Here is a 26,552-nt window from a genome sequence, read left to right as displayed (position 1 = left end):
GATTTTTTGAGAAAATAGAAGAAAAATAAAGAAAAACGAAGAATATAGGTAAAATATTCATATATATGGTTAAATTTAATATTTCCTTATTTGAAAACGTTTATAATATAATGAGTCGAATACGACATTAAGGCAAATCATGTTTTAATACATATTGCCTTTCCCTAATCTGGGCATACACTCTTTTCTACCTCCGTGTCAGTTGCAAGTATATGCAACTATTTTAAGGGAATAGAGTGTGTGCATTTTTTTGTATATAAAGCTGAAAAGATATTAAAGTTTCACTTTATAATGACAAACAATAAACAAAATGGGATAATAAACAATATGTCCAAGTGGTAAGACCAATATTACAAAAGGGGCGATTGTTATATGCTAAATATAGAACAAATTAAAGAAATCATTCCTCACCGCTATCCATTTTTACTTGTTGATAAAATATTAGAAGTAGATGAAGGAAAAAGAGCAGTTGGAATTAAAAATGTATCCGCAAACGAAGAATTCTTTAACGGGCACTTTCCTGACTATGCAGTTATGCCTGGTGTACTTATTGTAGAAGCATTAGCACAAGTTGGAGCAGTTGCTGTATTAAAGAAAGAAGAAAACCGCGGAAGACTTGCTTTCTTCGCAGGTATCGACAATTGTCGTTTCAAAAAACAAGTACGTCCAGGTGATCAACTTCGTCTAGAAGTAGAAATGACGCGTGTACGTGGTCCAATCGGAAAAGGAAAAGCAATCGCAACAGTAGATGGTGAAGTTGCATGTGAAGCTGAAATTACATTTGCGATTGGTGATAAAAAAGAATAGAGAGTAATAAAAAATCCTTCTGTGAAATGCAGAAGGATTTTTTTAATTCCTCTTTTTTGTTCGAAATATTAAAATGCAGATTAATCAGAATTTTTATTGTAAATGAATGGAAGTTTGTATATAATGACGCTATAAATATCTTGAAATTAAGATAAATGATAGTGCGATGAAAATAGAGATGTTGTTGTCACATTATAGAAGGTGTGGGATAAGACAAAGGTTATTCTGATTCGTTATGATGAATTGTAGAGGAAAGTAATGGAGAAATTTAACGGTAGAAGTAAATGAAAAATTGGCGTAGCATATCGAGCATAAAAGAGAAAAAGGGGAAAATGACGTATTCTGAAAAAGGAGACCATAACATGTTCGGGAGAAAGAAAAGAAAGCCATTAAGACAATTAATTACAAATAAAGAGCCTAAATCACGCATTGCGGAACAATACCGTAATATCCGTACAAATATTGAATTTACATCTGTAGATAACCATATTCGTTCTATCATTGTCACTTCAGCAGATCCAGGTGATGGGAAAACAACGACCATTTCTAATCTAGCAGTTGTTTTTGGGCAACAAGGGAAAAAAGTATTGTTAATTGGAGCTGACTTACGTAAACCGACATTGCAAAATTTATTCGCTGCACATAATCCAAATGGATTAACGAATTTATTATCAGGACAAGCATCATTTGTGCAATGTATTCAAAAAACAGACATAGAGAACGTATATGTTATGTCAGCGGGTCCAATCCCACCAAACCCAGCAGAGCTACTTGGGTATCGTAAAATGGACGAATTACTTCTAGAGGCATATAACATGTTTGATATCGTTCTGATTGATACACCACCTGTATTGGCCGTTACAGATGCACAAATACTCGCTAATAAATGTGATGGAGTTATATTAGTAGCACGCAGTGAAAAAACAGAAAAAGATAAACTAATAAAAGCAAAACAAATATTAGATAAAGCATCCGGAAAACTACTTGGTGTTATATTAAACGATAAAAGAGAAGAACAGGAACAATATGGATATTATTAGAAAATAATGTATGAAATAGTATTTTTTAAAGCTAGTAATTTTTTTGCTAGCTTTTTTGAATTATTTTAAAATTAAGTATCGTATTATACAAAAAACATGATATAATGGAATTTTTGGCAAATTGATGGAATGTGTTGTCATATTTAAGATTATTTTGTAAGATTATATATGTTTTTAAATAACAATCGTACATAGATATTACTAAAATAAAAAAATGTAAGATTATATGTTATAATTTTTGTTATGTGTAAAATTTAGAAAGTTGGAGGAACTTATGGAAGAAACAATTAGTTTGAAAGAGTTATTTCATATTTTAAAAAAACGTTTAGCAATGATCCTCGTAATCGCCTTTGGTGCCGCTCTAGTAAGTGCTATCATTAGCTTCTTCTTTATGACACCAATCTATCAATCTTCGACGCAAATTCTTGTTAATCAGAAGAAGCAAGATGGAACAATGTTCCAAGCTGGTGAGATTCAAACGAATATTCAATTAACGAATACATATAAGGTTATTATTAAAAGTCCAGTAATCTTAGATCAAGTGAATGAAAAATTAAATTTAAATACGACAGCGCAAGCGTTAACAGGAAAGATTAATGTTGCGAATGAAAAAGATTCACAAGTTATTTCTGTTACAGCTGAGGATAAAGATCCAAAGCTAGCTCGTGATATTGCAAATGCAACTGCGGATGTATTTAAAGGTGAAGTTGCAAAAATTATGAACGTGGATAACGTAACAGTACTATCTAAAGCAGAAGTTGCAGAAAATCAATCTCCAATTAAACCACGTCCAATGCTGAATGTAGCAATTGCTTTCGTTGTTGGTTTAATGGCTGCAGTTGGTCTTGCATTCTTACTAGAATATTTAGATAACACAGTGAAAAAAGAAGAAGATGTGGAAAACTTACTTGGTTTACCGGTGTTAGGTATTGTAGCTCGTATGGATGAAGAAACAACGAACGTGAAATCACACGCTCCATCATCAAGAAAAGTGAGGGGACAAACAATTGGCTCTTAATTTATTTAAAAAGAAAAAAAATCATCGTCAACGTCGTCAATTAATTGCTCATCAACAACCGAAATCACCAATTTCAGAACAGTATCGTAATATTCGAACGAATGTCGAATTTGCAGCTGTTGATACGAATTTACATTCATTAATGGTAACGTCTGCGAACCCGAGTGAAGGGAAAACAACGACGACAGCGAATATGGCAGTAGTGTTTGCGCAACAAGGAAAGAAAGTATTATTAATTGATGCAGATATGCGTAAACCAGCAATGCATCAAATGTTTCAAGTAGATAATATTTTCGGATTGACGAACGTACTAACGCATAGTGAACGCTTGGAGAAATGTGTACAAACGACATCAGTTGATAATTTGCACTTTTTAGCTTGTGGTCCAATCCCGCCCAATCCTGCAGAATTATTAGGGTCAAAATCAATGCAAGAACTACTTGCACAAGCATATAGCCTTTATGATTTAGTTATCTTTGACTTACCACCAATTTTAGCTGTAACTGATGCACAAATTATGGCGAATGTATGTGATGCGTCTATTCTTGTTGTTCGTAGTGAATCGACAGAAAAAGAAACAGCTGTAAAGGCAAAAGGATTATTGGAGTCGGCTAAAGGTAAGTTGTTAGGTGTTGTTCTGAATGATCGTGAACGTGAACAAGGCTTATATTATTACTATGGTACAAACTAATTTCAAAGTGAGATATGTTTTTATCATATCTCCTTTTTCCTCTTGAATATGAGATGTCTCATATTCAAGAGGAAAAAGATTACTATGAGAGAGGGAGGATGACATAAATGATTGATTTACATTGTCACATTTTACCTGGTATCGATGACGGTGCACAGACAGAAACAGATAGTTTAGTAATGGCACAACAAGCTGTGTCAGAAGGAATACATACAATTGTCGCAACACCACACCATCAAAATGGAAAATATATAAATGAACGTACCTCAATTATTCATCAAGTAAAACAACTAAATGATGCACTACAACAACATAATATTCCACTTACCATTTTACCAGGACAAGAAGTCAGGTTATACGGTGATTTACTAGAAGACTATGAAGCGAGTAAAATCGTTACTTTAAATGAAACAAACAAATACATATTCATTGAATTTCCATCTAATCATGTACCTCGATATGCAGAACAACTATTTTATGAACTACGTGTAAAAGGAATGATCCCAATTATCGTTCATCCCGAACGTAATGCCGAGTTAATCGAGCGGCCAGATAAGTTATATAACCTCGTCAATAAAGGTGTATTAACACAAGTGACGGCAGGGAGTTTACTAGGTAAATTCGGTAAAAAAATTAAAAAGTTTTCAATGCAGCTTGTGGAACATAATTTAACCCATATGGTTGCATCAGATGCGCATAACACAACTTCAAGAGGATTTTATCTAGCAGAAAGCTACGAGTTAATTGAAAAGGAATTTGGAATGAATGTTATGAGCGACTTAAAAGAAAATCCGTATTTAATCATTAGTGGGAAAGCAATTTATAAGGAAGATCCAGAACAAATCCGTCGTAAGAAATTATTCGGTATCTTTTAAATAAAGAACTGGTGATGTCTCCTAACCGTTATCAACGGAGGCACTCGGTCGTGCTGTGGGTAGAAATTACATTTCAACCTACCTTAGACGCTTGTCGTCGGGAGTATGGCGTGAGGGTGGGTTGGATGCCCATAATTTATTTCTAATAGAAACTCTACCTATGGAGTTATAAATATGACTCTATAGGTAGAGTTTTTGTTATTGTTACATATAAATAAAAGGATATAGGAGGGATACAATTGAAAAAAGTAAGGAAAGCGATTATTCCAGCAGCCGGTCTTGGAACAAGATTTTTACCAGCGACGAAAGCAATGCCGAAAGAAATGTTGCCAATCGTTGATAAACCGACAATTCAATACATAATAGAAGAAGCGATAGAATCAGGAATTGAAGATATTATTATTGTTACAGGAAAAGGAAAACGTGCGATTGAAGATCATTTTGATCATTCCTTTGAATTAGAACAAAACCTTTTAGAAAAAGGAAAATATGAAATGCTTGAAAAGGTACAAGCTTCTTCAAGAATTAACATTCATTACATAAGACAAAAGGAACCAAAAGGTTTAGGACATGCAGTATGGTGTGCACGTAAGTTTATTGGAAATGAACCATTTGCGGTATTACTGGGTGATGATATTGTACAAGCTGAAACACCATGTTTATGTCAATTAATGGATCAATATGAAGGTACACAGTCGTCAGTTATCGGTGTACAAACAGTGCCAGAAAACGAAACACATCGATACGGTATTATCGATCCAGTTGAACAAAATGACCGTCGTTATCAAGTGCGCCAATTTGTGGAGAAACCAGCTCAAGGGACAGCACCATCTAATTTAGCAATTATGGGTCGTTACGTATTAACACCAGAAATCTTTATGTTTCTTGAGAATCAACAAACAGGTGCGGGTGGAGAGATTCAGTTAACAGATGCAATTCAACGTTTAAATGAAATTCAACGTGTATTTGCTTACGACTTTGAAGGAACTCGTTACGATGTTGGGGAGAAGTTTGGTTTTATTAAGACTACGATTGAAATGGCATTACAACATGAAGAGTTAAAAGAGGAATTAATAAGATATATGAGTGGATTAGTATATAAAGAAACAATTGAATAATTATAAGGGAGAGGGAATATGAAGACTGGTGAAAATGTAGCGAGGGAGTATCAAATTAAATCAGGGGTTCAAAGTGTCCGGGTAGAAAACAATCGCCCTAAAATATACTTGGGAAGTAAATACTTTTTAGATGTTACATTTGCTTTAATGGGATTAATTATATTGTGGCCTGTAATATTAATATTTAGCTTACTTATTGTTTTAGAATCTTCAGGTTCCCCTTTTTATCTGCAAGAAAGATTGGGGCTTAATGGGAAGAGATTTAAAGTGATAAAACTACGTTCGATGAGGAATGATGCAGAGAAAAATGGAGCAAAATGGGCAGAAAAGAATGACCCACGTGTTACAAGAATAGGATTATTCATTCGTAAAACAAGAATCGACGAGTTACCGCAATTATTTAATATTTTAAAAGGCGAGATGTCTCTTGTAGGACCAAGACCAGAAAGACCTGTTTTTACAGAAAAATTCGAAAAAGAAATACCTGGATTTAAAGAAAGGTTAAAAGTAAAGCCTGGATTGACAGGGTGGGCACAAGTAAATGGTGGATACGAAATTACACCGAGAGAAAAATTGCTTCTAGATATATATTATATTAATAATTCTAGCTTATTATTGGATTTGAAAATTATATTAAAAACTATAAAAGTAGTATGCACAGGTGATGGTGCTAGATAATATACCTTAGAAATTTAGGATGGTATTAGGATGAACTTACGATTAATTATTAAAAACGCTTCATTTTTATTTGTAGGGAATGTAATGGTACGTATGTTAACTGCTATCTCAGCAATTGTAATAGCTAGATATCTTGGTGCAGAACAATATGGCATTTTAAGTATCGCCTTAGTATTCTCTACTTTTGCAAGTTCGATGACAGATTTAGGTTTAACTCACACTTTTATTAGAGAAGGAACTAAAGTCGAAAAAGATATATCTAAACTGCTGAATAGTTACTTAATAATAAGGTTATTTATTTGTATACTGTCTTCTATTATTGTTTATGTTTTAGTGAATTTTATGTATAGCCAAAGAGAAATGAAAGATGTAATTTTTTTAATGGTAATTCCCACAATATTTGGTGCCGCATTGCAAAATATAGGAGCTGTATACTATCAAACAGTTGAAAAAATGAAATATACAGCAATCATAAGAACTATAGCAGGTTTTATTTCCGTAATAGGTCTTCTTATAGGTGTTTATTGTGAATATAGTATCAAAATGGTCGCTTTAACTTATGGATTATGTAGTATTTTAGGAGGTATTATCAGTCTTTCTTTTGTCATTAATAAAATAAAAATTCGCAAGGGATTAGATAACTCCATTTTAAATGGGTTAGGTGCTTTTACATTAGTGGCTTTTTTAACAATATTGATGCCTTTAGTAGGACCAATTATTTTAGAAAAAGTATCTAATTTGAAGGAAGTTGGATATTTTAATGCTGCATTACGTATTCCATCGGTTCTGTATCAAATTCCAGGTATTGTAGCAGCAGCTTTTTATCCAGTATTGTTTAAGCTTATTGATAAAAAAGAATTTAAAAAACATCAAGAGGTAATAGGTATAGAAATTAAGTTAATGACTTTATTAGCTGCTATTATGATTCTTCCCATATTACTATTTCCAAGAGAAATTACAGTTTTTCTGTTAGGAAAACAATGGATTGGGATTTCGGAAACAATGTATATATTATCTATTATTGTTTTTATTCAATCAATTAATTTTCCTCTAGCTGATAGTTTAACAACTCGGGGTTTACAGAAATATAGATCTATTTTATTAATAATTAGTTTTGGGGTAAGTATTTTTGCATACTCCTACTTAGGGAGGGAATATGGTAGTTTAGGGGCCGGAATAGCAGCTGTTTTAACAGAGCTAGTACTATTAATAGGTTTAATAATCACTAATAAACAAGGCGTATTGACCGTCTTTAAAGGAAGTTTTAAAAGTGCGTTAATTTTAAGTTTTTTATGTATTATAAATAAGATATTTCTAGATGATATTAATATATTTATTTCATTATCGATTAGTTACTTTATTTTTCTGATCATTCTTTTATCAGAAAGGGATATAATCAAAAAAATCATTCAAAAAAGAATTTTATGATGTAGAGGAGGATATAAATGCATGTTCCTGAAATATCGATAATAATTCCTACCTATAATGTTGAAAAATATATAGAAAAAGCATTAAATTCAGTATTAAATCAGAGTTTCAATCTATTAGAGATTATAGTGATTGATGATGGATCGCAGGATAAAACAGTAAGTATAGTTCAATCTCTTAAAGATAAACGGATTAAATTATATAAAAATGAATCTAATAAAGGGCCTGCTTATTCTAGGAATTTTGGGATTTCCAAAGCAACGGGGCATTGGATAGCCTTTTTAGATGGAGATGATTGGTGGGATAAAGAAAGGATCAAAGAACTACTTAATTTTGCTAGAGGTAACGATGCGGATATGGTATTTGATGATATTTTCTTTATATATGATGGACATGAACATCCCTATTCGTCACAAGCCCAAAATTATAATGAACGGATGCAATCTATATCAAATATTACCCCGGAATTATTAGTAGAACTAGATTTGGGGATGCAGCCAATGATAAAAAGAGAGTTATTAGAAGGAAGGAAAATAAAATTTGATGAGAAATTAACTTTTGGTGAAGATTATGTATTTTATTTGGATGTGTTGTGCGAATCTAATAAATGTTATTTTTACAACAAACCATTATATTTTTATAGACAAAGAGAAAACTCGCTTACAAAACAAAAGTCAAAAAGAAGTGAACAATTATTACAAGCGAATAGGAAATTGTTACAGTGTAAAAAGTTTCAATCAAATAAGCAATTATTATATCAATTACAGAAAAGAGAAGAGAGACTTTCTGATTTAAATATATATTATAGTTTTATAGAAAAAATAGAAGAAAAAGATATTCTGGGTATGGCCAAAGGTATATGCCTAAATCCGAAAATACTGTTTATATTGATGAGGCGTTTGCCAAATATTTTGAAATATAGATTAGGAAAAATCATTAGAGGTAGAGGTTAAATTATGAAACGGAAAGAACTTGAAATTGAAGGGGAAAACGATACAAAAACTTATGTTTATAACTCCATTTTTATAATATTGGTCTCGCTATTTATTTTATATGTACCGGTAATAAATAATATGCAATCCTTAGTAAAGGCACCGTATAATTACTATGCCAATTTTTTGCTTATATTTATTCTTGGAGCATATAAGTTCTATAGTTATAAAAAAGTGACCTTTACAAAAGAATATTTACAATCAATGGGTTGCCTATATGTATTGGCATTATATTGTTCAGTTTCAAGTTTTTGGAGTGATATCCAATTTGAAACTTTATGGAGGGCACTTATAATTTTTGGTCCTATATTTACAATAGCTTATATTATTAATATAGATCAGACCATTGAAAAAACGTTAATTACCAGTTATAGAATACAGATGCTAGTAGGATGTTTTTTATCGATTGTAATGATATTTATTAAGACGTTTGGTTCAACAGTGTGGTTTAATGATGAATATTCTTTTAACTATATAAATTTCGTTGGTGTTAAAATAGAGCAAGCGATTTACTATTCAGGATCGACAGCAAGGTTTTCATCTATTACGGGAAATCCTAATATTTTATCGTATATACTATTAATTTCATTAGCAGTTACCCTGCTTTTATTTCTTAGACAATCAATAAAAGTATCGTTTTTTATAGTAGTATTCTTAATTCAATTTTACGCGCTAATTTTAACGTATTCAAGGACAGGAATACTCGCGTTTGGTATCTTCTTATTTCTTCTCTTTTGGTTAAATAATAGTAAAGGGATGAATGGATTAAGAAGGGTTATTTGGAAATTTATGAGGATATCCTTAATTATAGCTGTTTTTGTAGGGATAATAGCAGCTTTAGTATTGAATGGAAGTAATCAAAGATTTAGCCTAGATTTAGCGGGTAGGGGAAAAGCGTGGGATTTACTTATTGAGGTTATTTCAAATAATTTCTTTTTTGGTATAGGATTTAATTCTAGTCAAGAGCTTTTAAGAGGAATGAACGTTGGGGTTAATCATGCCCATAGTTTATATTTGGGTATTACTGCCGAAATAGGAATTATTGGATTAGGTATATTTTTATTTTTTATATGCTATACACTTTGGATGCTAATTCAAAAATTTCAGAAACATAAAAATAATTTGAAGGATAAAGATCAATGGCTCATGTATTCCGGAAATATCGCATTAGTAATAGCGATATTAATTCACCAGATTACAGAGTTTTCTTTGTTAAGAAATAATTATTTGAATTTTTTATGGTTTTTCTTTATATTTGCTACTTTAAAATTAGGAAGTTATTTAACTGATAGAGAGAAGGGGAGAGATTCTGTTGCCAAAGGTTCTAGTAATAGGGGCTAAAGTAAAAGACTTAGAAGAACAGATGTCTGGTCCCCAAGTGGTTTTTAATAATATTGTAAAGGATATTGATACCGAAAAGGTATTAGTTATAGGAAATAAGGATCTAAGGGATGGGATTAAAAAAATATTTCATAGGGAAATAAAAACTTTGCACATCTTTGGTTTTACACGTTCAAACGCATTGTTAATTATAATAGGAAAAATATTAAGAAAGAATATTTTCTATACTGCAAATGGTTTAGCGTCAAGAGAAAACTTACACTTTGCTAATAGTAAACAGACGTATCGGATTGTAGAGTTTATCACTTTAAAACTTGCGGATAAAATTATATGTGTGTCAGAAGGACTCAAAGAAATGGTTTTGATGGATTATAAAATACCTAAAAGGAAATTGAAAGTTATTCCAAATGGTGTTTCGAAAGATATATTGAATAGAAAACCAAAGTATAATTATTTCGAGAAAATTTTATCTGTTAATCCTAATAAAAAAGTTATATTTACTGCTTGTGGAACTTTTAAATATAAAGGAATTGTGCAATTAGTTGAGGTTATAAATAATATACAAAGAAATGATTTTATACTTGTAATCGCTGGTCCTGCAGGAAATGTCCACGAAAAGGTAATGAATATGATAGATTCTCAAAAGATAATATATGTAGGAAATTTAAATCAAGAAGATTTGATAAGTGCTTATTATTATTCGGATTTTTATATACAAAACAGCGTATATGAAACCTTCGGATTAGCACCTCTAGAGGCTTTAGCTATGGGCACACCGGCTATAGTTAGTAAAGATGTTCAAATGAATTATTTGCTGAAAAACACTGAAATGGAAAATTTTATTGTGAATACAAATGAGGAATTATCCCAAAAAATTAATAGTTTATTAGATAATCCTCAAGTTTGCGAGGATTTAAAACCTATTTGTGTGTCAATTGCTCAAAATAGTACTTGGCAAGTTGTACGTCAGCAATATAAAAGTTTATGGGAAATCTCTAATGAAGCATAAAAGGGAATGGTGAGATTTGGAATGCACGAAACTAATTAATATAATTGTTCCGACTTTAGGTAATAGGGTTGAATATATTAGTAGACTATTTGATAGCTTAGAAAAACAAACTTATAAGAATATAAAAGTAATTACTGTATCTCAAGGAAATCATATAGAAATTGGAGAGCTATTATCTAATTACAAATTTGAATATGAGCATGTAAAATTAAAGAAAAAAGGTTTATCTTATGCAAGAAATAAGGGATTAGAGTACGTAGAGAATGGAATTGTTACTTTTTCTGATGATGATTGTTGGTATCCGAGTTCTGCTTTTGAGAGGGTAGTAAATCTTTCTTATACAAAAATATCAGATTTAGTTTGTTTTCAAATATATGATCCTCAAGCAAAAGAATATTTTAAAGTATATGATAAACATGAAGTAGCATTTTTAAAGAAACGTGCCACTATGAAGATTTCCTCGATAGAAATTTTTATAGATTTAGAAAAAGTTGATAAAGCAGATCTTATTTTTGATGAGCAATTTGGATTGGGGGCTAAGTATCCATCAGGAGAAGAAAATTTATTAATATCCGAATTAGTGAAAAAAGGATATACAATTTCTTATAAACCCGAAATTATAGTTTACCATAGGAAAAGTAAATTAACTGGAAAAAATACGATTTCTACAAAGGAATTTGCAAGTAAAGGTCCACTATTCCGGCGAATGTTTAATCTTCCAATAGCGGTTGTAATTTTAAGTATGTTTTTTATAAAGAAGTTTAAAAGAATAGAAAAACCTTTTGCATCATATTTTCAGGCTTTAAGAGAAGCAATGTTGTATATAAAATAGTGTGTTGGAGTGAGAAAGCCTTGATGAAAAATTTGTTGGTAGAATGGACTAAAGAAGAATTTAATTCGCACTTGAATATTTCTTGTAATGAAACAATTTTAGTTCCTATTAATAGCCATTTCTATAAAACATTTAAGTATGGAGAGAAATTTGAAGAGAAAGTCAAACCAGATTCACAGTATATTCAACTGGATTTTAATAATAAGAAAATCCGTATTAAAAGTAGTTGGTATGGTGAGTTTCCTTTGTTTTTTTATGTTAATGGTAAAAAAAATATTTTCTTAATGGATTCTAACCTAGAAAATGTATTGAAAAAGCTAAAGGCTATGGGTGAAAAAATAGAAATTGATAATGTTGGTTTTTATCAATCAGCTATTTTAGACAATCCATTAAGACGTAGGACCTTATTTAAAGATATCTACAAGATTATAGCTGGTGAGGAAATCAGTATAGACTTGAATAGCGGAAAGATAAAGCGCGAGAATGTATGGGTTTTACCATTTAATCAGGATGGCTATGAAAAAAGTGAAGAAGAGTACTTAGAACAGGCTAAAAAAATTTTAAAAACCCTGTTAGCTCCATATAAAAAAACATTGAATAATCAAGATGTTTTGGTTCCTTTAAGTGGAGGACTAGATTCTAGGCTCTTAGCATGCTTGGCCCAATGTGAACAATTGGAATTTAGAAGTTTGGTATTTGGACCGAAGCATTCTAATGAAGTTACTATAGCAAAAGAGGTATCTAAAAAATTAGATATTGCGTTAGAGTATAAGGAGTTGAAAAATTCTTACTATCTAGATTATGGAGAAGATGTGGTTAAATATACAGGTGGTTTAAGTAGCGCTATGCATTGTCATCTTTATTCTATTTTAAGGGCTAACAACCTAAAACCTAACTATCTAATCCATGGATTTATGGGAGATGTGTATGCTGGAGATAGTCAACCGATATTTGCAAATGATTATTCTATAACTAAAGAGAAAGCTTTGCAAATGTTTATGAGTAAAGTGAAAAAACATACGTTATGGGGTTCTATGGATAATATAGAAAAAGAGGAGTTCGAAGGAGATTTAAATGAAATTATGGATGACTGTTGTGAAGTGAATTTACCTTGTCATTTCGATGAATATGTTCATAACGTAGATAGGCAATTTTCATTAATTTCAAATGTTTTTTCTCCTATTGAGCAGGAAACAACTATTATTAGGCCGTTTGCCTCTAAGGAGTATTGTCTATTTTTTAATACCCTTCCATATGAATTAAGAAAAGATAGATATTTATATACTAAGGCAGCTGAAGAATTATTTGCAGAGGCATTTTCTATTCCGACTCAAAAAGTTCCTTTAAAATATCAAAAAATCAGTAAATACTATCCTAATATTAGAAAGATTTTTTTAGGAATGTTTGTGTTGAGTTATATTTCCACCAAAGGAAAAATGAAAATTGGGAAATCAATGGTCTATGAAAACCACCATGAATTATTAGATTATGAATTAAGGGCATTGTTAGAATCATCAATCGAATATGCAAATGGATTATTTGGAAAAGATTTTTCAATATATGGTAAGCTTTCAACTTTAAGATTTAAAGAGACTAAAGTACCTTTTCGACTAATTAATCTTTATTGGCTAAATGAATATATTGATTCAGTCTAAGGGGGAAAGATAAAAATGAGTGAAATAAATAATATAACTTTTAAAGAAGAAGCAATGATATCAGTAATAATACCATCATATAATGCGGGTTCCTTTATTAAAGATACACTTCAATCAGTTCAATCCCAAACCTACACAAATTGGGAAATTATTATTGTAGATGATGTATCAACAGATAATACTTGTGAATTAATAAAGGCAGAAATTAAGAAAGATGACCGTATTCGCCTGATAGAATTACAAGAAAATGGCGGTGCGGCCATAGCAAGGAACACAGGCATTAATAATGCAAAAGGGAGGTATATAGCTTTTTTAGATAGCGATGATCTATGGCTACCAGAAAAACTAGAAAAACAATTGGCTTTTATGCAGAATAATGATGTAGCTTTTTCATTTACGAGTTATCAAATTATGAATCAAGACGGTATTCTTACTGATAAAGTTGTACATGTGCCCGAAAAAATTAATTATAATGGGTTATTAAAAAATACAATAATCGGCTGTTTAACGGTTATGTTGGATATCGAAAAGTTAGGGAAAGTGCAAATGCCTAACATTAGGACTCGTCAAGATACTGCAACATGGTTGAAAATCTTAAAACAAGGTCATTGTGCCTATGGTTTGGATGAAGTTTTATCTAAATATAGAAAAGTTGAAAATTCTATATCTAGTAAAAAATTTAAAATGGCTAAAATGAACTGGAAATTATATAGAGAAATTGAGGGGTTAAGTATCCCGAAATCTGCATGGTGTTTTGTAAATTATGCCTTAAATGGAGTTGTAAAACATTTTATTAAATAAGTTTTAAAAGCCCTTTTTTTAGGGCTTTTTTTATTGTTCATAATTGAGGAGGATAAAAATGAATATTGCTATTTTTGGTACAGGTTATGTAGGATTAGTAACGGGGGTTTGTTTATCAGATATTGGGCACCGCGTGACTTGTATTGATATTGATGAAAGTAAAGTTGCCAGAATGAAGGCAGGAATTTCACCAATATATGAACCTGGTTTAGATGACTTAATGAGTAAAAATATTAAAGAAAATAGATTGTTATTTACAACGGATTGTCGCCAAGGAATTGACGAAGCAGATGTCATTTATATAGCAGTGGGTACGCCTCAGCAAACAGATGGTTCAGCTAATTTACAATATATTGAGCAAGTTGCTCTAGATATTGCTAATAATCTAAAAAAAGATTCGATTGTAGTAATTAAAAGTACAGTTCCAGTTGGCACAAATGATCATGTTAAAAATTTAATTCAGCAAAATTTAAAAGCAAATGTAAAAATTAGTATGGTATCGAATCCGGAATTTTTAAGAGAGGGTTCTGCAATTCATGATAGTTTTTATGGAGATCGTATAGTTATTGGGGCTGATGATACCAAAACTGCCGATGTTATGGAAGAAGTGAATAAACCTTTTAATGTTCCTGTTTTTAAAACAACAATTAGAAGTTCAGAAATGATTAAATATGCAGCAAATGCTTTCTTGGCTACAAAAATTAGTTTTATTAATGAAATTGCTAATATTTGTGAAAAGTTAGGTGCGGATGTAGAGCACGTAGCTAATGGTATGGGATTAGATAAAAGAATTGGTACACAATTTTTAAAAGCGGGTATTGGATATGGTGGTTCTTGTTTTCCAAAAGATACACATGCTTTAATACAAATTGCTGGTAATGTAGAGCATGATTTTGATTTGTTAAAATCAGTTATTACAGTAAATAATAATCAGCAGGTATCACTCGTTGAAAAGATAAAAAATGTATTAGGTGATATGGAAGGAAAACAAGTGGCAATGCTTGGTTTAGCTTTTAAACCAAATACTGATGATATGAGAGAAGCAGCATCTATTGTTATTGCAAATGATTTAGTAAAAATAGGTGCAAAGGTCGTAGCTTATGATCCAATTGCTACTGAAAATGCAAAGAAAATATTACCTAATGAGGTTCAATATGCATCTTCTGTTGAAGGAGCAGTTAAAAACGCCGACGTAACAATTATTGTAACTGAGTGGGAGGATATAAAGGAATTCCCTATTGAACAGTATATCAAGTTAATGAAACAACCTATTATTTTTGATGGACGTAATTGCCATGGGTTAGAATACGTGAAGAAATTTAATGTAGACTACTATTCAGTAGGAAGACCAGCTGTAGTTCGTGAAAAAGTTTCTTTATAATTATAAAAATAAATTACGGGGATGAGAATCTGTAAGGATATTTTTTGTGAATTAATAAGTTGTTTTATTAACCTAGCTAATTTAAATTATATAGCTAGGTTAATTTTTATATGCGTATTATAAGGGTATGTAGTAACTGGAGGTTTGGGATTATGGCAGTACTTGTAACAGGCGGGGCAGGATATATTGGTAGTCATACATGCGTAGAATTACTGAATAATGGTTATGAAATTGTTGTAGTAGATAATTTATCAAATAGTTCAGTGGAGTCTATCAACCGAGTAAAAGAGATAACGGGAAAGCAATTTAAGTTTTATAAAGAGGATCTTGTAAATTACGAGGCACTACATAAAATTTTTGAAGAAAATACAATTGAAGCTGTGATTCATTTTGCGGGCCTGAAGGCTGTAGGGGAATCGGTAGAAAAGCCATTAACATATTATCATAACAATATTATTAGTACATTAGTATTATTTGAAGTAATGCAAAAACGTAATGTGAAGAAGATGATTTTTAGTTCATCTGCAACAGTATATGGTATTCCAGAAACATCACCAATTACGGAAGAATTTTCATTAAGTGCAACAAATCCATATGGTCAAACAAAATTAATGATTGAACAGATGATGCGTGATGTAGCATTTGCAGATGAGGAATGGAGTATTGCGTTACTTCGCTATTTCAATCCATTTGGTGCACATAAAAGTGGAAGAATCGGAGAAGATCCAAATGGAATTCCAAATAACTTAATGCCATATGTAACACAAGTGGCAGTAGGTAAGCTAAAAGAATTGAGTGTATTTGGAAACGACTATCCAACGAAAGATGGAACAGGAATCCGTGATTACATACATGTTGTAGATTTAGCAAATGGTCATGTAAAGGCGCTTGAAAAGGTACTTGGCACTACTGGGATAGATGCATACAATCTCGGTACAGGTACTGGTTATAGTGTATTGGAAATGGTTGAATCATTTGAAAAGGTCTCAGGAAAAAAAGTTCCTTATAAAATTACAGAACGTCGTCCTGGTGATGTGGCAATATGTTTTGCGGATGCATCGAAAGCAAAGCGTGAATTAGGCTGGGAGGCAATCCGTGGATTAGAAGAGATGTGTGCAGATTCTTGGAGATGGCAATCAAATAATAAAAATGGTTACCAAAAAATTATTAACTAGAAAGTTTTTGTAAGGGTGGTGGAAATTTCATCCGGTTGTCAAATATAGTTTAGCTTCAAAATTCAATTACATGTATAATGTATTTTGATATCATAATTACTTGATAGTAGTACCTGAAGAAAGAAGGTTAAAACTATGAAAAAGAAAATCCTATTATGGATACTAGGGATTATAGGAGTAATGATTATAGGTGGCGGAGTATACGCCTATAATGTATATTCCAAAGTCTCAAAAACATTAGATGAAGTTCATAAACCATTAAAGCGTGATGAAGGTAATAAACAAGAAGAAAAAATCAATAAATCTGAACCAGTATCAATCTTATTATTAGGAGCAGATGAACGTGGTGAAGATAAAGGGCGTTCAGATTCTTTAATGGTTATCACTTTAAATCCTAAAAATAATTCAATGAAAACAGTAAGTATCCCTCGTGATACATATACAGAAATCGTTGGAAAAGGAAAAAGTGATAAAATTAACCACGCTTATGCATTTGGTGGAGTAGATATGTCTGTCGCAACTGTAGAAAAGTTCTTAAATGTACCTATTAACTATTATATTGAAGTGAATATGGAAGGGTTTAAGGATATTGTCGATGCAGTAGGCGGTGTAGATGTAAATAATGATTTAGAGTTTTCTTTGGAAGGAAAGCACTTCCAAAAAGGGAATATCCACTTAACTGGTGACCAAGCCCTAGCATACACACGTATGCGTAAGGAAGACCCACGGGGCGACTTCGGTCGACAAATGCGTCAACGTCAAGTAATGCAAGCCGTTATTAAGAAGGGTGCAAGCTTCTCTTCTTTATCAAGCTATGGTGATGTGTTAACAGCGATTCAAAAGAATGTGAAGACAAACTTAACACAAGATCAAATGTTTGATATGCAAAAGAATTATAAAGATTGCTTGAAAAATAGTGAGGATATTCAAATCCCAGGTGACGGTCACAAAGCCGCTGATGGTATTTGGTACTACTACGTTCCAGATGCAGCGAAACAAGATCTAACGAATAAGTTAAGAGCGCATCTTGAAGTGACTAAGTAATATGTAATAACCCAACTCCTTTGGTAGGAGTTGGGTTTATTTTTGCCTGAATTTATATTAGTATTATATGTTGTGAGAATAATAGATGAGGTGAATCGATGAATAAGAAAGCAGTACTTGTCCTAGTTATTTTTGTATTGTTTGTCGCTTCGGTTGTGAGCGGTAAATTATACTGGAATAAGAAGGTTGCGAATGCAACAGGACAAACGAGTGAAGTAACGAAAACGAAGTCTGAAGTTAAAGATAGTGGAACGAAGAAATCAGAGAAGAAACAAGATGCGAAATCATCTTTTAATGAAGCATATGCGAAGAATTTACCAGATGAAGTGAAAGAGAAGTTAAAGAAAGCTGCTGAGGATAAAAAGGCAGTAAATCTTGTTATTGTTGGGGATGAAGCTTCTTCATCTGCAAAAGATGCTTGGGCAGCTAAGTTAACGGCTAACCTAGATGCTTCTTATGGTAAAGGTTTATGGAATGTGACGGTAAAGGAATATAAGGGCGAAAGCACAGACGAGTTAATCGCAAATAAACGTGATAAAGAGATTGCGAAAGAAAAGCCAGATGTGATTTTATTTGAACCACCATTTATTACTGACAATGGTAAAACTGGTAATGGAAACTCTGTAGCAAGTACGCAAAAATTTGTACAAGCACTTTCTACTAGTGCAAAGGGTGCTACAATTATGATTCAACCATCAAACCCAGTATATGGTGCGAAGAATTATCCGAAGGCAATTGAGGCGTTAAAGCAATTTGCGACGCAAAATGGTTATACATATGTGGATCATTGGGGAGCATGGCCTGATGCATCAACAAAGGCTATCTTGCCATATTTAACAGAAGAATTCGGTTTCCCAAGTGCTAAAGGCCACGAAGTTTGGGCACAATATGTAACGGATTATTTCGTTGCTAAGTAATAAAGGTACACAAAAGGTATACGAGCAATCGTATACCTTTTATAATAAGAGAGTGAATAAGAAATCCTAATATATAGTAGGAGGAAGACAATGAGTTCAATCCTAATTTGCGGCGGAGCTGGTTATATCGGTTCTCACGCTGTGAAAAAATTAATAGACGAAGGTTTATCTGTAGTAGTAGTAGATAACTTACAAACGGGTCATGAGGATGCAATTACGGAAGGTGCGAAGTTTTATAATGGCGACCTTCGTGATAAAGCATTTTTAAGAGATGTGTTTACACAAGAAAATATTGAGGCAGTTATGCACTTTGCAGCTGATTCTTTAGTTGGAGTTAGTATGGAGAAGCCTCTGCAATATTATAATAATAACGTGTATGGTGCACTTTGTTTATTAGAGGTAATGGATGAGTTTAAGGTAGATAAGTTTATTTTCTCTTCTACTGCGGCGACGTATGGTGAGGTAGATGTAGACCTTATTACTGAGGAAACGATGACAAATCCAACGAATACGTATGGAGAGACGAAGTTAGCAATCGAGAAGATGCTTCATTGGTATAGCCAAGCTTCTAATTTACGTTATAAGATTTTCAGATACTTTAACGTGGCTGGTGCAACTCCAAATGGTATTATTGGGGAAGATCACCGTCCAGAGACGCATTTAATTCCTCTTGTATTGCAAGTGGCGTTAGGTCAACGTGAGAAGATTATGATGTTTGGTGATGACTATCATACACCAGATGGTACTTGTATCCGTGATTATATTCATGTTGAAGATTTAGTGGCAGCTCACTTCTTAGGTCTTAAAGACTTGCAGAACGGCGGAGAGAGTGATTTCTATAACTTAGGAAATGGTAATGGTTTCAGTGTAAAAGAAATCGTTGATGCAGTTCGTGAAGTTACAAATCATGAAATTCCTGCTGAAGTAGCGCCGCGTCGTGCGGGAGATCCAGCACGTTTAGTTGCTTCTTCTCAGAAAGCAAAAGAGAAGTTAGGTTGGGATCCACAGTATGTAAATGTGAAGACAATCATTGAGCATGCTTGGAATTGGCATCAGAAGAAACCTAATGGGTATGATAAGTAAGACTAATAAGTGAAGGAGAGGGTATTGTCGTTCAACATATGTTCGACAATACCCTCTCTTTTTTTGTATGATTTTTGCTATACTAAACTGTACTATAATACAGGATGGAAGGAGGAGAACAATGAAAATACTTGTAGTGGATGATGAGTCGAGTATTCGTAATTTGATTCGGATGCAGCTTGAGATGGAAGGATATGAAGTGCTTACGGCGGCTGACGGGAGAGAAGCTTTAGAGAGATGGAATGAAGGACCGGATGTTTTGATTTTGGATGTTATGCTTCCAGATACAGATGGGTATGAGTTGCTTCGTTTGTTCCGGGAGAAGGATCGGGATATTCCAGTGCTCATGTTAACTGCGAAGAGTCAGATGAATGATAAATTGCTTGGCTTGCAGCTTGGTGCAGATGATTATGTGACGAAGCCATTTAATTATGCGGAGCTTATTCTTCGGGTCAAGAATATGACGCGGCGCGTGAAGAAGAAGGAGGTAACGGTAAGCCATGAGGTAATCGGGGCGGGAGAGATAACGATTTGTCCTAAGGAAAGAAAAGTGCATGTGAGTGGGCAAGAGATTCAGTTAACGTACCGAGAGTTTAATTTATGTCAGTTGTTTGTTTCCAATCCGCAGCGTGTATTTATGAGAGATGAGTTACTTGAGAAAGTATGGGGATTTGAGTATATCGGAAATACGAGAGCGGTTGATATTATGGTGCAAAGATTGCGGAAGAAGCTCGGGAATAGCGGAGAATATATTAAGACAATTTATGGCGTTGGTTATAAATTGGATTGTTAAGTGGTGATGGTATGTCTTTAAAAAGAAATATGGTGTTTGGAATCGTTGGACTGTTAATCCCGATATTTGTTCTTTTGTACGCAGTTGTTTATATTACGTTAGAAAAGAATATGTATCATAACGCGGCAAATTCTTTAGAAAAGTTAAGTGTAGAAGCACAAATTTATACGATGAATTATTTAGAGAAGGAAGCAGAGGTGGAGACGCTCGGTCCTAATTCACTTTTAATTGCTTCGTATTTAGCAAAGCGCATGGATGTCCGTGTACAGATGATCGGGAAGAATGGGGATGTTGTGGCGGATACGCAAAAGGGAGCGCTTCTTCACCGGAATATTGATATTGAGAGTTCCTTGAAGGGGAAGAAATCTTATGTGTTTGAAGAGGGAGACCCAGCTCCAATTCTTTTGTTTTCAAGCCCGGTTTATTATGGAAACGATGTCATTGGCAGTGTTCGTTTTATAAATGAGTTAACGGGTGAAAAGGAAGTTTTAACAAATGTTGGTTGGACGTTTTTAATGACGTCTCTTTGCCTCGTAGCTGCAGGTATTTTCTTTGCAATTCGTTTGGCAAAGTCTCTTCATAAGCCGATTGATCAGTTAAGACAAATGGCGCACCGGCTTGCGAATGGTGATTATAAAAGTAAGATTGAGTTAAATGAATATGTGGAAATTGCGCAGCTTTCAGCGTCTTTTAATGCGATGGCTGATGGGATTGAACTACATATTAAGCAATTGAAGGAAGAGAAAGAGAAGCAGAAAGATTTTTTAGACCGTATTACGCATGAGCTAAAAACACCGCTAACGGCGATTATTGGCTATGTGGATTTAATTCCGAAGTTAAAGGCGAAGGAAGATGTACAGGAGAGCTTGCGCTATGTAGCTGTAGAAAGTGAGCGTTTATTATCACTTGTAGAGGAATTACTTAAGTCTTCAAAGTACGGGACGAGTACGTTTGAAATATCACCTACAGTTGTGAATATAAAGGAGTTAGCCGAAGAAGCAGTTTCAATTGTGAAACCTCGCTTGCAGAAATTTGAGATTGAAGTTATTAATGAGTTAACAGATGTATATGTTGTTGCCGATTTCGATAAGACGAAACAGATCTTCTTAAATGTGCTAGATAATACGATAAAATATAGCGATGCTACGCAAATTCGTATGAATGTCATTTTAAATGAACGTGAGGCGAAGGTGTTTGTTCATGATGATGGCATTGGTATAGATGAAGGTGTGCTGGCAGAGTGGAATGAATCGCCAGAAGGGAAGGTACTTTCTTCTAGTTACGGGAATGGGTATGGTTTGTATATTTGTCAGGAGATTATGAATAAGCAGGGCGGAAGTATGCGAATTGAGAGTAGTGAAGAGGTTGGTACTACAATATTTATTACATTCTTACTTCCGAGACGGATGGAAGACATAAAAAACTTGAAAGCGGTTAAATGATACATTTATGAAACAATTATGCGGTATTTTCGAAACAACGTTTTTTTATCTTGGAGGTAGGCAGAAATGAAAAGGCTATCATTTCAAATTCTTATGTTTGTCCTTTGTATAATCGTTTCTCTTATTTTGTTTTATGTGATGGAGAAGCAAATATATAATCGGATCACAATCGTGAATGACAAACAAGCTGTTTTACAAAGAGTGAATGAATCCCTGCCTACTGAAATGAAGGTTAGGCATGAAAAGTGGGGAGAAATTGTTATAACGGATGAAGTTCGTTTGCATACGATTGTTTCATTTTTTGACCGAATTCAAATCAATCCGAGTGAAGCTAAGAATCAAGAACAAGTATTTACTGGAGAAGTAACGTACTTGAATGGACAGAAACGTACTTTTGCAGTAGGTGACTTGTTCCAGTACGGGGCTGATATGTACGGAAAGAATGGTACGGATCCAATGATTTCAGCATTGCAAACGTATTTGTTAAGCCTGTATTACACACCAGAACGTATTCATGATTTTTTTGCGTCAGCACAGGATGTCATAGTACGCCAAGGTGGTGTAGAACGTGCGGTGAATCTTACGCACATACTTGATTCGATTCGGTACGCAAAGCAAATTACAGATTACGGAGAAATCCAGAAGTTATTACAATCACAGAATGAACCGATCGCTTATATTACCGCTTATAAAACTGGTAAGCGTATAAAGAATGAGCGTGAAGACATTCTTACTATTTCTGTGTATCCATCGTACTTTGTTGTGCAATATCTCGGTGATAATAATGGGAATGTCATGTATATGAAAAGCTCCCTCGCAAATGTATTTGTAAAGGAGAATGTGTCATGAGAAAGATAGCCTTTTTCTTCTTTTTGCTAGTAATTGGAGGAGCGATGTCTAGTTGCTCTCGAGATACAACCTCTATTAAATACAATAAAAGTGGTCTTCCTATTTTGAATGATCGTCATCTAGTTGCGTATGTAGCGGCTCGCGAGGAAGTTGGGGAAGCGTTGCTTTCATCATTTTGTAAACCACGCGGCTGTACGTATGAATTTATTCGTCTTTCGACAGAAGAGCTTCTTCGGAGGGTAGAAGAGGAAGCTGGAAATCCGAAAGCGGATATTATTATTGGCGGTACGGTAGACGCGCATCAAATGATGAAGCAAAAAAATCTATCTATTCCTGTTACGAGTCAGCATGCGAACCGTATTTCAAAAACTGTTAAAGATAAAGACGGTTATTGGTACGGTTATGAAGTAGAGAAGCTGGCAATTGCGATCAATAAAGAGCGGTGGAACGAAGAATTAGCCCCGCTCGGACTTCCTTATCCATCAAGGTGGCAAGATTTATTAAATCCAGTATATAAGGGAAAGATTGTTATGCCAGATCCAAATGTTTCAGGAACAGCCTATACGTTTTTTCAATCACTTATTGATACTGTAGGTGAAGAGGAAGCGAAAGAATATGTTAAGAACTTTGCAGGGCAAGTTGGTGAAGTAACGGTGAATGGTTACATGCCAGTAGAGCTTGTTGCGAGTGGTGAATATATGATAGGCATCAACTTCATGGGAGATCAAAGAATGCTTCAAAAACAAGGCTTTCCAGTTGTAAGTATCGTACCTGAGCAAACAGGGTTATCTGTTAATGCGATTTCGAAACTAAAGCGTGCACCGAATGGTATTATTGCGGATTTATTTATTGATTATTGTTTATCAGAAGAAGCGGGTCACATTTTAGAAAAGGTTTCGTTTGGCGTGCCAACGATGTTTGCGAAGAACGAGAAAGAAATAGAAGGACAGCCGGTTAGAAGAACGAACCAACATATATCAAATAGCGGAATAATCGAGATATGGAATAGACAACGTCTCTCTCAGAAGTGAGAAAAGGAGACGAAAGAATATGTTTAAATGGCTCAAGCCAGCACCTGCAATTGAAAGATTGCCTGCGGATATGATCGACCGTGTATATCGATTACTACGTATTCGTGTGTTAATCGGAATTTCAGTTGGATATGCTGCTTATTATTTAGTTCGTAGTAACTTTACGTTATCAAGCACATATTTAGTAGAAGAATTTGGATTTAGTACAGCTGAAATTGGTCTACTAGGTTCAGTAATGGCAATTGTTTATGGGTTTAGTAAGTTCTTTATGGGGAATTTATCAGATAAAGCTTTCGCCCAGCGCTTTATCGCGGTCGGTTTATTCTTATCAGGGCTTGTAAATATTTGTTTCGGTTTTGCATCTTCATTTGGGATGATCGTTACATTACTTGTTGTGAATGGTATTGTACAAGGTATGGGAGCACCTCCTTGTAGTATCGTTATGACGAAATGGTTTTCGAAGAAAGAACGTGGTACGAAAACAGGTCTTTGGAATATTTCACATAACGTTGGTGGAATGCTTGTACCACCACTTGTCGGAATTGGTGTAGGTATTTTTGGTGAAAATCATTGGCAAGGCGGCGTGTTTATTTTCCCAGCGATTATCGCAATGGTAATTGCAGTTCTTGTTTGGATTAATGCGAAGGATACACCGGAATCAGAAGGTCTTCCTCCAATTGATGAGTATCGTAATGACTATGAAAATCTTGAAAAAGCAGACAATGCTAACAAGATGTCACCAAAAGAAATTTTAATGAAGTATGTAGTGAAAAATAAGTTTGTATGGTTCTTATGTATTGCAAATGCATTTGTGTATTTAATTCGCTTCGGTGTTATTAACTGGGTTCCACTGTATTTAACGACAGTTAAAGGGTTCTCAAAAAATGAAGCACACGCAGCGTACACAATCTTTGAAGGTATGGCAATTCCAAGTTCATTAATCGTTGGTCTTTTAAGTGATAAATTATTTAAAGGAAAACGTATGCCATTATGTATCTTTAGTATGGTCGGAGTTGTTATTGGTACGTTTGTGTACTGGCAAGCAACTAGCATACTTGTTATAAGTATTGCAGTTTCTATTATCGGTTGTTTAATTTATGTACCACAGTTCTTAATCGGTTTAAGTGCGATGGAATTAGTACCGAAATTTGCAGTAGGTACGACAGTTGGTATGTGTGGTCTGTTCGGTTACGTAGGCGGAAGTCTTGTAGCAAACGCAGCAATTGGTGTTATTGTTGATCGTTCTGGCTGGGATGGTTGTTTCATCTTACTATTAACAGGTGCTATTTTATCAACAATCTTCTTGTTCATCGTTCAACGTGGACATGAAAGTAAAGCTCCTAAAGCGGCGTAATATTTTGTTTGAAAAGCTATCCAATTATTATTCAAATTGCTGAAAAAGAAGCACAAGAAAAAGCTGCGCAAGAAGTTGCTGCTCAAAAACAAGCAGAACAAGCTGCTCAGCCAGCTCAGGCTCAACCAGTAGCTCCAGCAAACAATGATGGAAGAAGCGACTAAGAAAAAAGAAGAGAAAAAAGAAATACCAGCTATAGAAGTACAAAATGACAATAACGGTAGACAAGATGTTGTCTCAAACGCTAAAGGTTTAGTAGGTCTGAAATATGTATGGGGTAGTGCGTCGATTTCAAACGGTGGATTTGACTGCAATGGTTTAATCTCTTACGTTTAGTCAAGATACTAGAGGTTTATGGAACTCTGTACAAAGAATTAGCCTATCTGAAGCGAAACCAGGGGTTACAAGGTATGGTATAGAGCAGGCGTATCTCACGTTGGTATTTACTTTGGCGGCGGTCAAATGATTCATGCTGCTGATGAATCAACAGGTGTTACTTACGGTAGCGTAGATAGCTCTTACAACCAAAAGCCTTTCTTAGGTTACGGAAGATTATAGGATTATAATTCAATAAAAAAACGTGTATAAAGTCGATAGCTTACTATTTTATAAGTAGGTTATCGGCTTTGTTGAGTTTTTACGAGATAAATTGAGGATACCTCTTGTTTTTAACTTTAAGGGTCTTAAGATTAACGATATTGAAGTCATAAACAATCGGGATTGTGGTTTTCTGTGTAATTGAAAAAATTCTATAAATACAACAAAGTTAGAACCATAACCCATAATTACTGTAATTTTAGTAAAATATGCAGGAGGTGTAAGTATTAGGGTATCAAAATTGACTACTCCTTTGGGAACGGATTCAATTAGATTCCTGTACAAATATAAAATTGGCAGTATGGTAAGGACTGGTAAGTCTTATAGCCTCTTCATTTCAAATAAGTCAGTGTACACAGTGAGCGATAGTATAGAGCAGCAAACACTGATGGGATTCAATTGTATACTACATCCTTTGTTACTGTAACAAAGTAATAGTATAAAAGGAAATTCTCGTTTTTGAATCTATATTACAATGACGAACTATATGATAGTCACAGATAATATGGCGAGAAACAATACGAACATAACTAAGGCTAGTATCGGTGCTTCAACGAAAAGTCTTGTGAGTACAAATAAATTAATTTTTTAATGATTCTTC

24 protein-coding genes and 1 pseudogene are annotated in these 26,552 nt (G+C 33.8%); all 25 read left to right on the top strand.

The features are described 5' to 3' along the window. Positions 1-372 precede the first annotated feature (372 nt). A complete protein-coding gene (fabZ, locus tag MR079_RS21045) occupies positions 373-807 on the top strand; it encodes a 3-hydroxyacyl-ACP dehydratase FabZ (RefSeq protein ID WP_000931959.1) in 435 nt (144 codons plus the stop codon). 362 nt (positions 808-1,169) lie between these two features. Beyond that, on the top strand, positions 1,170-1,847 hold the full coding sequence (locus MR079_RS21040) for a CpsD/CapB family tyrosine-protein kinase (protein WP_088313634.1): 678 nt from the start codon (positions 1,170-1,172) through the stop codon (positions 1,845-1,847). A 274-nt stretch (positions 1,848-2,121) separates the two neighbouring features. Next, the gene (locus MR079_RS21035) at positions 2,122-2,865 is read left to right on the top strand and encodes a YveK family protein (protein WP_139868464.1); all 744 of its coding nucleotides are present in this window, start codon (positions 2,122-2,124) and stop codon (positions 2,863-2,865) included. Next, complete coding sequence (locus MR079_RS21030) at positions 2,855-3,556, top strand: CpsD/CapB family tyrosine-protein kinase (RefSeq protein ID WP_139868463.1); 702 nt, start codon at positions 2,855-2,857, stop codon at positions 3,554-3,556. The genes MR079_RS21035 and MR079_RS21030 overlap by 11 nt, the downstream gene beginning before the upstream one ends. 107 nt (positions 3,557-3,663) lie before the next feature. Then, positions 3,664-4,431: a tyrosine-protein phosphatase gene (locus tag MR079_RS21025; RefSeq protein WP_139868462.1), complete on the top strand. Its 768-nt coding sequence runs from the start codon at positions 3,664-3,666 to the stop codon at positions 4,429-4,431. A 239-nt stretch (positions 4,432-4,670) separates the two neighbouring features. After that, complete coding sequence (gene bpsC / locus MR079_RS21020; protein ID WP_242294562.1) at positions 4,671-5,549, top strand: UTP--glucose-1-phosphate uridylyltransferase BpsC; 879 nt, start codon at positions 4,671-4,673, stop codon at positions 5,547-5,549. Between the two features lie 18 nt (positions 5,550-5,567). Continuing rightward, entirely contained in the window at positions 5,568-6,227 is a 660-nt protein-coding gene (locus MR079_RS21015; protein ID WP_139868458.1) for a sugar transferase, read from the top strand. A gap of 30 nt (positions 6,228-6,257) precedes the next feature. Next, the gene (locus MR079_RS21010) at positions 6,258-7,655 is read left to right on the top strand and encodes an oligosaccharide flippase family protein (protein ID WP_139868456.1); all 1,398 of its coding nucleotides are present in this window, start codon (positions 6,258-6,260) and stop codon (positions 7,653-7,655) included. A gap of 17 nt (positions 7,656-7,672) precedes the next feature. Continuing rightward, positions 7,673-8,608, top strand: a complete 936-nt coding sequence (locus MR079_RS21005; protein WP_139868454.1) for a glycosyltransferase family 2 protein — start codon at positions 7,673-7,675, stop codon at positions 8,606-8,608. 3 nt (positions 8,609-8,611) lie between these two features. Next, entirely contained in the window at positions 8,612-9,988 is a 1,377-nt protein-coding gene (locus tag MR079_RS21000) for an O-antigen ligase family protein (RefSeq protein WP_139868452.1), read from the top strand. Beyond that, positions 9,960-10,997: a glycosyltransferase family 4 protein gene (locus MR079_RS20995; protein ID WP_139868450.1), complete on the top strand. Its 1,038-nt coding sequence runs from the start codon at positions 9,960-9,962 to the stop codon at positions 10,995-10,997. The genes MR079_RS21000 and MR079_RS20995 overlap by 29 nt, the downstream gene beginning before the upstream one ends. A gap of 16 nt (positions 10,998-11,013) precedes the next feature. Then, complete coding sequence (locus tag MR079_RS20990; protein ID WP_139868448.1) at positions 11,014-11,829, top strand: glycosyltransferase family 2 protein; 816 nt, start codon at positions 11,014-11,016, stop codon at positions 11,827-11,829. Between the two features lie 23 nt (positions 11,830-11,852). Next, the gene (locus tag MR079_RS20985) at positions 11,853-13,484 is read left to right on the top strand and encodes an asparagine synthase-related protein (protein WP_139868446.1); all 1,632 of its coding nucleotides are present in this window, start codon (positions 11,853-11,855) and stop codon (positions 13,482-13,484) included. A gap of 15 nt (positions 13,485-13,499) precedes the next feature. After that, positions 13,500-14,285 carry a glycosyltransferase family 2 protein gene (locus MR079_RS20980; RefSeq protein WP_139868444.1) on the top strand — a complete coding sequence of 262 codons (786 nt, stop codon included), beginning with the start codon at positions 13,500-13,502 and terminating at the stop codon, positions 14,283-14,285. Between the two features lie 58 nt (positions 14,286-14,343). Then, a complete protein-coding gene (locus MR079_RS20975; RefSeq protein ID WP_139868442.1) occupies positions 14,344-15,666 on the top strand; it encodes a UDP-glucose dehydrogenase family protein in 1,323 nt (440 codons plus the stop codon). A 152-nt stretch (positions 15,667-15,818) separates the two neighbouring features. Further along, positions 15,819-16,841, top strand: a complete 1,023-nt coding sequence (gene galE, locus MR079_RS20970; protein WP_139868440.1) for a UDP-glucose 4-epimerase GalE — start codon at positions 15,819-15,821, stop codon at positions 16,839-16,841. A 135-nt stretch (positions 16,842-16,976) separates the two neighbouring features. Continuing rightward, complete coding sequence (gene tagU / locus MR079_RS20965; protein ID WP_139868438.1) at positions 16,977-17,885, top strand: polyisoprenyl-teichoic acid--peptidoglycan teichoic acid transferase TagU; 909 nt, start codon at positions 16,977-16,979, stop codon at positions 17,883-17,885. Between the two features lie 98 nt (positions 17,886-17,983). Further along, positions 17,984-18,802, top strand: a complete 819-nt coding sequence (locus MR079_RS20960; RefSeq protein ID WP_139868436.1) for an SGNH/GDSL hydrolase family protein — start codon at positions 17,984-17,986, stop codon at positions 18,800-18,802. A gap of 90 nt (positions 18,803-18,892) precedes the next feature. Continuing rightward, a complete protein-coding gene (gene galE / locus MR079_RS20955; RefSeq protein WP_139868434.1) occupies positions 18,893-19,885 on the top strand; it encodes a UDP-glucose 4-epimerase GalE in 993 nt (330 codons plus the stop codon). Between the two features lie 121 nt (positions 19,886-20,006). After that, positions 20,007-20,678 carry a response regulator transcription factor gene (locus MR079_RS20950; RefSeq protein WP_000699577.1) on the top strand — a complete coding sequence of 224 codons (672 nt, stop codon included), beginning with the start codon at positions 20,007-20,009 and terminating at the stop codon, positions 20,676-20,678. A gap of 11 nt (positions 20,679-20,689) precedes the next feature. Beyond that, positions 20,690-22,120 (top strand): HAMP domain-containing sensor histidine kinase, encoded by a 1,431-nt coding sequence (locus MR079_RS20945; RefSeq protein WP_242294561.1) that lies wholly within the window; start codon positions 20,690-20,692, stop codon positions 22,118-22,120. A gap of 66 nt (positions 22,121-22,186) precedes the next feature. Further along, positions 22,187-22,969, top strand: coding sequence for a DUF3919 family protein (locus tag MR079_RS20940; RefSeq protein WP_088325803.1), 783 nt, complete (start codon positions 22,187-22,189; stop codon positions 22,967-22,969). Next, positions 22,966-24,000, top strand: a complete 1,035-nt coding sequence (locus tag MR079_RS20935) for an ABC transporter substrate-binding protein (protein WP_001225632.1) — start codon at positions 22,966-22,968, stop codon at positions 23,998-24,000. Before MR079_RS20940 ends, MR079_RS20935 begins: the two co-directional genes overlap by 4 nt. A 19-nt stretch (positions 24,001-24,019) precedes the next feature. Next, positions 24,020-25,354, top strand: a complete 1,335-nt coding sequence (gene pgtP / locus MR079_RS20930) for an MFS transporter (RefSeq protein ID WP_044791980.1) — start codon at positions 24,020-24,022, stop codon at positions 25,352-25,354. Between the two features lie 32 nt (positions 25,355-25,386). Further along, positions 25,387-25,912, top strand: a pseudogene (locus MR079_RS20925) (C40 family peptidase); the annotation flags it as partial. Positions 25,913-26,552: the final 640 nt, after the last annotated feature.

The sequence above is a fragment of the Bacillus cereus group sp. BfR-BA-01381 genome (genome assembly GCF_022663555.1).
Lineage (GTDB): Bacteria > Bacillota > Bacilli > Bacillales > Bacillaceae_G > Bacillus_A > Bacillus_A pacificus.
Note: the sequence above shows the minus strand (reverse complement) of the source record. Positions and strands in the feature narration are given on the sequence as shown.